Source organism: Sediminibacterium sp. KACHI17 (genome assembly GCF_040362915.1).
Lineage (GTDB): Bacteria > Bacteroidota > Bacteroidia > Chitinophagales > Chitinophagaceae > Sediminibacterium.
Genome location: NZ_AP029612.1, coordinates 99273 through 110918, shown reverse-complemented (window position 1 = coordinate 110918; position 11646 = coordinate 99273). Strand labels below are relative to the sequence as shown.

Genomic DNA, 11646 nt, shown 5'->3' with positions numbered 1-11646 from the left:
ACAGATAAATTACACACGAAACATCCATCCATGCGTATCGGCTGCTCTGCCTTCGCGTATATCATTTAATCTTTGTTTCAATTCAGGAGCCGTTTTCCATTTATCTGTATCAAAATGCATCACATAATCCTTGTAACGCAATTCCTTGATCAGAGAAATGGTGGCAGCAGTACCAGTACCAAATACTTCATATAAGATACCTGCACGATGTGCATCGATGAGATCTTCAATACTGATCTTCTTTTCGATCACTTCAAATCCCATATCCTTCAATACCGTCATGGCACTATCTCTGGTAACACCTGCTAAAATTGTTCCCTCTTCCAAAGAAGGCGTTACTGCTGTATTGCCAATAATGAAGAACACATTCATGGTACCTACTTCCTGTAAGTATTTGTGCTCAAAAGCATCTGTCCAAAGTACCTGATCATATCCTGCTTTCTTAGCCAATGCTGTAGCCAACATACTAGCACCATAGTTACCGGCATTTTTTGAAAATCCTACCCCACCCGGAGCCGCTCTTGTATATTTCTCCTCTACATAAATCTTCATGGGTGCAGTATAGTAAGGACCTGTTGGACTCAAAATGATCATGAATTTATATGACTCAGAAGGTTTTACACCGATCACAGGGTCAGATGAAAACATAAAAGGTCTGATATACAGTGAGTGATCTTTCATTGATGGTACCCAGTTCTTATCCAGATCGATCAGCATACGCATACCTTCCATGAAGATCTCCTCTGGTACCACAGGCATCTGCATACGCTCTGCAGAAATATTGAAGCGCTTGAAGTTATCCTGAGGACGGAAAATGGCAACATTACCTTCCTTGTCTTTATAGGCTTTGATCCCTTCAAAAATGGCCTGACCATAATGAAGTGCAGCTACTGATGGTTCTAACAACAAAGGTTGATAAGGCTTGATCTCAACATTCTTCCACTCTCCATTCTCATAGTCAGCTTCTAACATATGGTCTGTAAAATATTTTCCGAAAGGAATATTTTCCAGCGTCATATCGAGTAACTTACTTGTCTCAACTTTCGTGATGTTTATGTCTAGTGCTGCTGTCATAATTCTATATTTGGCGCAAAGAAACGAAAAAAAAGAAAACTAACAACTGTTAATATTTACCTAATGACCGAACCAAATTCTCCGATACTACCTGATTTCGTGCTACCTGACCTGTACAAGAATCATTTGGTCATTGTAAATGAACCATCTGTTGCTAATAAAATTGAGAAAAAAAAGGTGGATTCAGCTCCAAAAGAGCCTGAATTTTTGGGAAATAATCAAAAAAAGATCACCATTCTAGTAGCCGAAAAAGAGGCCGTTTTTTTGAACGACCATGCTCTGCAATTTTTATCCGCCATACTCACCGCCTGCAAGTTAAATCTGGGTGATGTTGCTATTGTAAATCTGTCTACACATCAACTCTCCTACACAGAGATCAAAGAATGGCTGACTCCGAAATATATGATCCTGTTTGATATTGAAGCTTCGGCGATTCAAATGCCCTTTAGATTACCCTTCTATCAGGTTCAAGCATATGATCAATGTAGCATTTTATGTGCCCCTCCCCTCCATACTATGATGGGAGATACCCGTGAAGCAAAACTTGAAAAAAGTAAACTCTGGTTGAGTCTGAAAAACATGTTCAATTTATAATATGCACCTACTTGTTTTTGCTACAAATAATCAACATAAAGTTGATGAGGTCAATACGATCATCGGAAAAAATATTCGCGTGGTCACGTTGAAAGATGCAGGAATTGATATCGATATTCCTGAACCACATGACACACTGGAAGCCAACGCAAGAGAAAAGTCATCCGTGATTTATCAACTTACCGGCCAAAATACTTTTAGTGAAGATACCGGGCTAGAGGTAGATGCTTTAAATGGCGAACCTGGAGTTAAGAGTGCCAGGTACGCCGGTGAATCGAAAAATTTTCAGGCTAACATTGATAAGCTCTTATTAAACCTGGGCAATAATCCATTAAGAACAGCTCGATTCCGCACGGTTGTTTCACTGATCTGGGAAGGAAAAGAATATCAGTTTGAAGGTATTTGTGAAGGCCACATTATATCTACCCAAAAAGGAGATAGTGGTTTTGGATATGACCCTATTTTTATTCCTGCTGGCAGTACTAAAACTTTTGCAGAAATGAGCATGGAAGAGAAAAATCAATATAGCCATCGGAAAAAAGCCATCGCACAATTGATTGAGTTTTTACAACAACAACCAGTACTATGAATCGTATCAAAATAGAGTTACCCGATCAGTTTCATTTCAGTACAGAAATCAAGATCCGTATTACAGATTTGAATTATGGCGGACACGTAGGAAATGATGTTTTTCTTGCGTTGATACATGAAGCCAGACAACAGTTTTTAATGAAGCATGGATACGGAGAACTTTCTTTTGCAGGAGTTGGACTGATAATGGCAGATGTGGCATTGGAATATAAAAAGGAACTTAACCATGGAGATTTGATAAGAATTTCAGTTTGTGCGGCGGATTTTGATAAACTGGGATTTGACCTATTTTATAAACTGGAAGTATTACAATCAGATGGCCCCGTTTTAGCCGGCAAAGCGAAAACCGGTATGATCTGTTATGATTATACAGCAAAGAAAAAAACTGCCGTTCCGGAAGATGCCATACAAAAACTACTTTCCCATTAAATCCAATCGGGATATGGTCAAACCCTCTTTTTTATCGTTATACTGTTGGATCATTACTGGTTGTATTTCACTAATCAGCGTTGCATCATTATCTGCGCAATCAGTCATCCCCTATAAGGATAAAACATTACCTACACAGGAAAGAGTGAAAGATCTATTGTCGCGGATGACAATGGAAGAAAAATTTTTCCAACTCTTTATGATACCGGGCTCGATCAAAAAGGGAGAAGAGACAACATACAAAACTGGTCTATTCGGCTTCCAGGTAAGCGCCGGTGTTGCTGATGAAAAGAATGCTGCAGAACAAATACTCCAATACGATACAAAAGAAAATGCATTGAGTCTTGCAAAGAAGATCAATCGCATTCAACAATTCTTTGTTGAAGAAACGAGACTGGGTATCCCGATCATTCCTTTTGATGAAGCATTACATGGCCTTGTAAGAGAGGGGGCTACCGTATTCCCTCAAAGTATCGGTCTGTCCGCTACATGGAATACAAAACTGATGGAACAGGTGGCAGATGCTATCGCGAAGGAAGCATCTATAAGGGGTATCAGACAAGTTCTTTCACCTGTGATCAATATCGCGACCGATGTTCGCTGGGGACGAACAGAAGAAACTTATGGTGAAGATCCTTTCCTTACTTCAGCTATGGGTGTGGCTTTCATTCAATCATTTGAAAAGAAAAATATCATCACCACACCCAAACATTTTATTGCAAATGTTGGTGATGGGGGAAGAGACAGCTACCCCATTTACCTAAATGAAAGAGCTTTAATGGATATCCACTTCCCTCCTTTTATTGCTGCTATCCATAAAGCAGGTGCCAGATCTATCATGACGGCATATAACTCAGTGGATGGAAGTCCGGCAACCGCTCATTACAATTTACTTACTACAACGCTCAAAAATAAATGGGGTTTTAAAGGTTTTGTCATCTCCGATGCCAGTGCTGTTGGAGGCGCTAATGTGTTGCACTATACCGCCAAAGATTATGCTGATGCAGGCAATGCTGCCATTACTAATGGATTGGATGTAATATTTCAAACACAACATGAACATCATCGATTATTCATTTCGCCCTTTTTAAATCACCAGATCGCACAAGCAAGAATTGATGATGCCGTTAGCAGGGTATTGACCGCTAAGTTTGAATTAGGATTATTTGATCAGCCATACATTGATGAAACCAAAGCTGCCGATACTAGCTTTAAAAAAGAACATCAGTTACTGGCCAAACAAGCTGCACTCGAGTCGATCGTATTGTTGAAAAACAAAGGATCGGTTTTACCACTCGATAAAAATATTAAGAAAATAGCCCTTATCGGACAAGACGCAACCGAAGCTAGATTAGGTGGCTACAGTGGTAATGGATCAGAAAAAGTATCCTTACTAAAAGGCCTGCAGCAACTGCTACCAAAAGCTGAGATCGCATATGCTGCAGGGGTACCAAGAATACAGGCAAGCACTGTCGCCATTCCGGATAGTGTACTCCACCATCGAGATAAAGAAAATAAAACGCAAATAGGTTTATTGGCGAGTTATTTCAATAACATAGATCTGAAAGGTCATCCTACGATTGAAAGAACCGATCGCAACATTGATTTTCACTGGACGCTTTATGGACCTGATACAAGTTTATCTGTTGATTTTTATAGTGTACGATGGACGGGTTTACTCACTGCCCCTACAACAGGTCAATATAAAATTGGATTAGAAGGCAATGATGGATTTCGTTTATACATTAATCATCAGTTAGTGATCGATCAGTGGGATAAACAGAGCTATCATACAATATTGCATGAAGTATCATTCCAAAAAGACAGTGTTTATTCGATCACGATTGAATTCAAAGAATCAAATGGCAATGCACATATTCGATTGATATGGAATCATGGGGTGATTGATGATCATGAAATACAAATACAAAAAGCCGTTGAACTGGCGAAAAAAGCAGATATCGTTGTGATCTCAGCTGGCATTGAAGAAGGAGAGTTTCGTGATCGTGCTTCTTTACAATTACCCGGTTATCAGGAAGCATTGATACAAAGTATCGCAGCTACCGGAAAGAAGATCATTGTAGTATTAACCGGTGGCAGTGCAATTACGATGAACAATTGGTTGGATAAAACAGATGCTGTTTTACAAACCTGGTATCCGGGAGAGCAAGGTGGACATGCCATAGCTGCAATTCTTTTGGGTGACTATAATCCATCAGGGAAATTACCTATCACTTTCCCGATCGCAGAAGCCCAGCTACCATTGGTTTATAATCACACACCCACAGGACGAGGTGATGATTATATCAACTTAACAGGGCTTCCCCTATTCCCATTCGGATATGGCTTAAGCTATACACAGTTTACTTATACGAATCTGTTTTTCGAAAGAGAAAGGATCAAGCGATCAGATAGTGTCTGGGTAACTTGTTCTGTTACCAATAGTGGTGCAAGAGACGGAGATGAAGTGGTTCAATTGTATATACGCGATCTTTTATCTTCTGTAGTAAGACCTGTTATGGAATTAAAAGGATTTCAGCGAATACACCTAAAAGCAGGTGAAACCAAACAAGTTCGTTTTTTGATCACGCCGGAATTATTGATGATGACCGATCTCTCTTTACAAAGAATAGTTGAACCGGGGAATTTTAGGATCATGATCGGATCTTCTTCAAGAGATATCAGACTTAAAGGAATCATTCAAGTAACAGAATGATCTTTTACAGATTCCAGATAAGCCAACTTTCTTCTGCCTGAATGATAAGCATTTCTGCACCATTTTGAACAGTAGCATTTTGTGCAGCTGCTTTTTGAAGAAACAATGTTTCAGCGGGATTATAGATCAGATCAAAACAATGGTGTTTTGAGGTAAGGTGTTCATAAGGCAATGGTGGACAATCATTGACCGCCGGATACATCCCGAGAGGAGTAGTATTGATGATGAGTGAATGATCTGTTATAGTTTGCTGGTCGATCTCAGCGTAAGTAATACTGTTAGGTGTTTTTTGTCTGGATACATACTGATATTGAATACCTAACTGATCCATCACATATGCAACAGCAACGGCAGCGCCACCGGTACCAAGGATCAATGCTGCAGTGTGTTCGGGTTTTAGGAATGGACGTAATGAACGTTCAAAACCGATCACGTCTGTATTGAATCCTAATAATTTCCCTTCAACTATTTTGATGCAATTGCAAGCGCCCATCGCTGCTACTGCGGGCGAACATTCATCTAAATAATCCAGTACTTCCTTTTTGTAGGGAATGGTCACATTCAACCCGAAAAGATCATGGTTCGAAGTGAGGACATCTTTCAATGCTGAAATTTCCTGAATCGGAAAATTCTCGTAGACATGATCATTCAATGCTTCTCTCAAAAATTTTTCAGTAAAATATTTTTGAGAGAATGAATGTGTCAGTGGATACCCGATCAGGCCATAGCGTTTCATGGATCAGAGCTTGTTCAGATACAATTCAAAAGTGTCTCCACGCAAACCGATACGCATAGCTTCCAATGCAAGAATTTCATGAGGCGCTATGTTTCCAAGGTTTACGTTACAACCAATCAGTTCCAGAAAATAAAGTTGTTGTGCTTTCTGAGGTGCTTCCCAAATGATTTTTTCTTCAGGTATCTGAGTAAGAATTTCCTGAACCAGACCTTCTCTTACTTCACCACTACCTCTGTAAATACCGACATTACCTGCTTCACGCGCTTCGGCAATAACATAAGAAGATCCTGCTTCCAATTCAGCACGCATCAGTTCGATCCATTTATAAGGAGGGATGATATGTGCAGCATCTTTACTTCCCACCTCACTTAATACGGTACCGTATTGCGTAAGCTTTTCGATATAACCACATTTTTCAGCATGCGGAATACTAATAGAGCCATCACTCACTTCCATGTACTTGATACCATAATCTTTACAAACACTGATATAATCTTCGAATTGATTTCTGATCAAGAAGGCTTCAAATAGAGTACCACCAAAATAAATGGGCATATTGTAAGAATGGTATACTTCTATTTTCTCACGTAGATTGGGGGTAACAAAAGAAGTACCAAATCCTAACTTCACAATATCTACATGCGGTCTGCCCACGCTCATGAAATTATGGACCTCATTGATGCTAAGTCCTTTATCCATGACCATGGTTAAGCCTGATGTACGGGGTTGCTGTGTTCTTACAGGTATCTGAGAAAGGTTAAAATTCATGAAGGTTGTTTTTTCGCACGCAAAAATAAGCTAAACAGCTCATTTAAGCATCCGTTAAAGAATTAGAAGAGGATTAGTCGGGTTATATTTTTTTCCCCTTCTTGTAACGGGCGACCAGATCCACCACCTGATTGTTCTGTAAAATGGAAGGGTTGATTTCAATAAATTTTTTCAACGAACGCGGCGCTTTCTCCATTGCTGCTTCCAGCTTCAACAATCCTTCTTTGGATTTACCCAGAATGAATAACATCGCACTTTGGTAAAATAAAAAGATCGGTTTGTCATCTGTGGCTTTAGCCGCTGCTATACATTGTTCAATGGCTTCTTCATGAAAACCGGCTTTGATCAGGCAGCGTATCAGCGCTTCCCAACCGGCTACATTTTTGGTTTTCTGACGAACAACAGTACCGAAATATTGAATAGCGTCTTTAAACTGGTTCAAATTCATTTTACACTCACCCATGGCCAGATTATACTCCGGAATCGAACGATGGATACGCATGGCCAGTTCCAGTTGCTTAACGGCGCTTTGCCATTGTTCTTCCAGCATATATGTTACTGCTATTTTATAATGCAGTTTGCTATCATCAGGATTCAGGTGAACTGCTTTTTTATAATGAAATCTGGCCTGAGCATAATTACCCATTCTATGGTAACAATGTCCAATCGCTTCGTAGATCACATCTTCCGGACGTGTTAGCTCTAAGACTTTTTCCAGTACATCAATGGCTTCCTTATATTTTCGTAAGCGTAGATATGCATCCCCCATATTTCGGTAGGCATAATCAAACTTTTCATCAATGGCCACGGCGTACTGATAAGCATCGATCGCTTTCTCATACAATTTTAAGCCCTGATAAGCGGCAGCCAGGTTAAACCATGCCAATTCACTGAAAGGCTGCTCTTCAATGATTTGCTGGTGCAGTCGAATGCTTTCTTCATTCCGGCCGGTAAAATCAGTCCAAAAACAGATCTTGTATAAGGCTTCTTCATTAGAAGGATCTTCTTCCAGGATAAGTTTTAAGCAATCAAAAACCTTATCAAACTCTTCATAATCGTCGTAGACATCTGCCAATTCGAATAACAGATCCAGGCGCTCCTCCCCTTCAAACATGCTCAATGCCGCTTCCAATAGCTCCACAGCCCTGGGTTGCTGGTCTAGGGCCAGGTAGGCGTCTGTTTTTAAAATATAGAGGTTAATATCGCTGCTATCGTATAGTTCGGCATTCTCCAATACATCCAACGCCTCCCTGTACTTACGAGATGCAAGCAATAAATCTGCTTTTTTGATCATTAATTGAGAAGAATAAGGATACTGCTCCAAACCGATATCAGCAGCCTCAAGTGCTTCATTGATATCATCTTTCTCATCGTAATAATCTATAATACGTTCAAAAGCATCTTCTTCAATAAAGCTGTGGTGACGACCTTGTTTGAGATTCTGGTACTGTTGGAGGAGTTCTTTGAGGGCTTCTCTGTCTTCGCGGTACGGATTTTCTCTCATCTTCAATGGGTTTACCTAAAATAGACTTAAAAAACCTTTTTTCCAAGTTTCCCGTAACTTTTTTTATCCAGAAACGTTAACTTAATAGTATGATAATTGTGTTTTTGTTTAACAAAATAGTACCTTTGTCCAAATGCTAGTCCGTAAACATATCAAGAAAATAGCGATTGCTGCCCTCTTTATTGCGGGTGTGCAAATAGCTTTTGCTGCGTTTACACTAACCGGAATCACTGAAAAGAAAGCAAAAGAAAGTAAGTATACATTGAAAAATATGCATCACTTATCTGCTAAAGCTGCTTCTTATTCTTCTCTTAAGTATTCATTACACTTGAAGAACTCTCCATCCGTAACAACACAATCAACGTTAAAAAATGGTGTTGAGGTTTCTTCAATCCTTCGTTATGATAACGGGAATACCAGCTTTGTGTATCCTTACAAATTCAAAGTAAAGGTTCCAAAATTCAAGACGCCTGCTCCGGCGCAACGTTAATCTTTCTCTCAATTATAATATTCTGTATCCACTTGTGGGTATATCAAATTTTGATGGCGGTACCGGATTAAAATTGATCTGTTTCGCAGTATAACGAATCTTATTTCCATCTGCATCTATACTCTCCGACTCCAATACTAATCCGGGAATATCTTTAAACTGGTATTCAAATTCTTTTACAGACGGAGCTATGGCAGGTGTATAATAAACTGAAAAAGTACTTCCATTAGACATGATCAAGTTTACTTTTTTACATTCATAACCTATAATGGTTTTGGTCTCAGCAGTTGGTTCAATACGTATCCCTTCAAATTTCTTATTTTCTTCTTTCCACTTTACAGGATCCAGTTTGGTCATGAATTTATTCGCACCGAATTCACGTAGAATCACAGCTGTACCGGTATTTTTCTGATAGATCATTGATTGCATAAAAGTTGGACTATTCAGATCTGTCCGACTATTCATTCCTTTGATAAATACTGTTTTACTGCTCGATTTCAGCGATGCGATGGCATCATCACTGGCTTTGGTATCATCGATATTGATGGCATAAGTAATCGTACATTCTGCTACCACACGCTGTTGTGCAGAGGCATTCCACCAAAATATCAGGAGCATCAACGATCCGATTATCTTTTTCATGCGAACAATTTACTATACTATAACATAATTCCATGCCAAGATTAACAAAAAAGCCCCACAACAAGTGTAGGGCTTTCTTAAAGTTTATAAAAAGCTGAAAATCAACAGAACATTATTTATTTCTCTTTTGATTTTTTTCTTTTAGTTCTTGTAGTTTCTTCTGGCTCTCCATCATCTGCTCATAACGTTCCTGCCACTTGCTTTTCTTCTTTGGAGCTTTTCGCTTTTCTTCAATTTTAGCAAGGATCAGATCATGATTAATGATATAATTCTGTATCACAAACTGCAAACCAAGCGTTACGAGGTTTGATACTGTGTAATACCATGTCAATGCTGACGGCAATCTGTTGAAGATGAACAATAGTATAAAGGGAAAGATATACGGCATATACTTCAACATCGGATTATCCTGTGTTGGTGTCATGCTCATATTGTATATAGAGATCAGGAAGCTGGTAATAACAGCGGTGATAGTAAACAAACTGATATGATCTCCAAAACCCAACGGAATAGAGAATGGCAATGTCGCAATCACATCATAAGAAGAAAGGTCATCACTCCAAAGGAATGATTGCCCACGTAGCTCAATGTTTGCATTAAAGAAGCTATACAAGGCAAAGAAGATGGGGATCTGTAAAAGCGCCGGTATACATCCACCCAATGGATTTACACCTGCTTCACGGAACAATTTCATCTGCTCCATCGCAAATCCTTGCTTATCGTCTCCAAACTTTTCACGCATCGTATCCAGTTCAGGTCTCAGTGCTTTCATTTTAGCACCACTCAGATAACTGCTATATGTTAATGGTGATGTTACTAAACGAATGAACAGTGTTAATAGCAATACGACCCAACCATAATTGCTTACAAAACCGGCAAAGAAATCAAATACCGGCATGATGATATACTTATTGATTGGACGAACAAACGAATACATATCACGACCTAAGTTCACGATACGATCCATTTCCGGTGCCTGCTTTTTCAAGATCGAATAATCACTAGGACCATAATACAACTGGAATGGAACAGTGACTGCTGCCGCTACCGGCAATTTCATCTGAAGATTTGTTTCTGTAGTTGCTAATGAATGCGTCGTATCTGTTTTACGCTGCCACTTAACATCACCAGTATTAAAATTATTTTTCGCGATAAGGGTATGATTGAAAAACTGCTGCACTACACTCACCCATTGTACCGGTTTTTCAAATTGCTTTTCAGTATTCACTGAGATATAATCAAACTCACTATCTTCTGAGAAGCAGATATTAGACATCTGACGCTCATACTCAGCAGAACGTTCCAGTTGCGTGGTTTCCAGATTCCACTTCATATTCAATGCACCCTGACTCAGCAATTTATCTGCACCTGTTAACGCAACATTCCAGTCGATCATATAAGCATCAGGGCGAATGATATACTGATGCTTGATCTGTTGTCCATTCGCAGCTGATAATGTGAAATTGATCACCTGGCTACCATCTGATTGCTTGACCGGCTCATCAGCTGTAAAGAAAAGATCTGTTGTATTAGCAGATTGGTTAGCACCAGTATTAATGGTATATCCCAATTTGTTTTTATCAGAAAGAACAACTGGCGTGCTATCAGCTTTGCTGTATTTTTTTAATTCGATCCCTTTTACTTGTCCACCTTTATTGGTGAAAGTAATCTTCATTACACTGTTTTCGAGTGTAACCAAAGATTCAGTTCCGATAGCTGCAGCAGTAAAGTCTCCTGCCATGATCACTTTACTCAATGAATCTCTTTTCAGAGAATCTAATTGCAGTGTTGCACTATCAACAACAGGTAGCTTTGCCGCGTTCACTCTGGCAATCGAATCTTCCTGCCTTTTTTTCATTTCAACCAAGGCCGTTTGCTGTTTATTGCTGTACCAGAAATACAGGAAAAATAAAATACCCAATAAAACAAAGCCAATGACCGTATTCTTGTCCGTCTTCATACTAGTTTCAAATTGAGGGGCAAAGGTAATATTTGCGGGGAAGATTAGAACCCTAAGTTTCTTTCCGTTAAAATCAGCCCAAAATGGGCTCAAAATGTAGAAATCAGGCAAAATCGTTGTTTCTTTATAACCTCTCACACTT

11 protein-coding genes are annotated in these 11646 nt (G+C 39.3%); 5 read left to right on the top strand and 6 right to left on the bottom strand.

Annotated elements, in window-relative coordinates; translation table 11 throughout:
- Positions 1 to 9: 9 nt before the first annotated feature.
- On the bottom strand, positions 10 to 1074 hold the full coding sequence (locus ABXG83_RS00380) for a branched-chain amino acid aminotransferase (RefSeq protein WP_353549541.1): 1065 nt from the start codon (positions 1072 to 1074) through the stop codon (positions 10 to 12).
- A 63-nt stretch (positions 1075 to 1137) separates the two neighbouring features.
- Here ABXG83_RS00380 and ABXG83_RS00375 point away from each other — a divergent pair, with 63 nt between their 5' ends.
- From ABXG83_RS00375 to ABXG83_RS00360, 4 genes are read left to right on the top strand one after another with little or no spacing between them, the layout of a single operon-like run.
- On the top strand, positions 1138 to 1668 hold the full coding sequence (locus ABXG83_RS00375; RefSeq protein ID WP_353549540.1) for a hypothetical protein: 531 nt from the start codon (positions 1138 to 1140) through the stop codon (positions 1666 to 1668).
- Position 1669: 1 nt separating this feature from the next.
- Positions 1670 to 2257: an RdgB/HAM1 family non-canonical purine NTP pyrophosphatase gene (gene rdgB, locus ABXG83_RS00370; protein WP_353549539.1), complete on the top strand. Its 588-nt coding sequence runs from the start codon at positions 1670 to 1672 to the stop codon at positions 2255 to 2257.
- Positions 2254 to 2688, top strand: coding sequence for a thioesterase family protein (locus ABXG83_RS00365; RefSeq protein WP_353549538.1), 435 nt, complete (start codon positions 2254 to 2256; stop codon positions 2686 to 2688). The genes rdgB and ABXG83_RS00365 overlap by 4 nt, the downstream gene beginning before the upstream one ends.
- 13 nt (positions 2689 to 2701) lie before the next feature.
- Entirely contained in the window at positions 2702 to 5404 is a 2703-nt protein-coding gene (locus ABXG83_RS00360) for a glycoside hydrolase family 3 N-terminal domain-containing protein (RefSeq protein ID WP_353549537.1), read from the top strand.
- Positions 5405 to 5408: 4 nt separating this feature from the next.
- Here the strand turns inward: ABXG83_RS00360 and ABXG83_RS00355 are convergent, their stop codons facing one another.
- The 3 genes from ABXG83_RS00355 to ABXG83_RS00345 form a co-directional block, all read right to left on the bottom strand.
- Complete coding sequence (locus ABXG83_RS00355; RefSeq protein ID WP_353549536.1) at positions 5409 to 6140, bottom strand: shikimate dehydrogenase; 732 nt, start codon at positions 6138 to 6140, stop codon at positions 5409 to 5411.
- Between the two features lie 3 nt (positions 6141 to 6143).
- Positions 6144 to 6908: a phosphosulfolactate synthase gene (locus ABXG83_RS00350; protein ID WP_353549535.1), complete on the bottom strand. Its 765-nt coding sequence runs from the start codon at positions 6906 to 6908 to the stop codon at positions 6144 to 6146.
- An 82-nt stretch (positions 6909 to 6990) separates the two neighbouring features.
- Positions 6991 to 8412, bottom strand: a complete 1422-nt coding sequence (locus ABXG83_RS00345; protein ID WP_353549534.1) for a tetratricopeptide repeat protein — start codon at positions 8410 to 8412, stop codon at positions 6991 to 6993.
- Positions 8413 to 8545: 133 nt separating this feature from the next.
- Between ABXG83_RS00345 and ABXG83_RS00340 the strand changes: the two genes are divergently transcribed.
- Positions 8546 to 8902 (top strand): hypothetical protein, encoded by a 357-nt coding sequence (locus ABXG83_RS00340; RefSeq protein ID WP_353549533.1) that lies wholly within the window; start codon positions 8546 to 8548, stop codon positions 8900 to 8902.
- A 12-nt stretch (positions 8903 to 8914) separates the two neighbouring features.
- Here ABXG83_RS00340 and ABXG83_RS00335 read toward each other — a convergent pair whose 3' ends face one another.
- Together ABXG83_RS00335 and yidC are read right to left on the bottom strand one after the other, a co-directional pair.
- Positions 8915 to 9544 (bottom strand): hypothetical protein, encoded by a 630-nt coding sequence (locus ABXG83_RS00335; RefSeq protein ID WP_353549532.1) that lies wholly within the window; start codon positions 9542 to 9544, stop codon positions 8915 to 8917.
- Between the two features lie 112 nt (positions 9545 to 9656).
- Entirely contained in the window at positions 9657 to 11504 is a 1848-nt protein-coding gene (gene yidC / locus ABXG83_RS00330) for a membrane protein insertase YidC (protein WP_353549531.1), read from the bottom strand.
- Between the last annotated feature and the right edge of the window lie 142 nt (positions 11505 to 11646).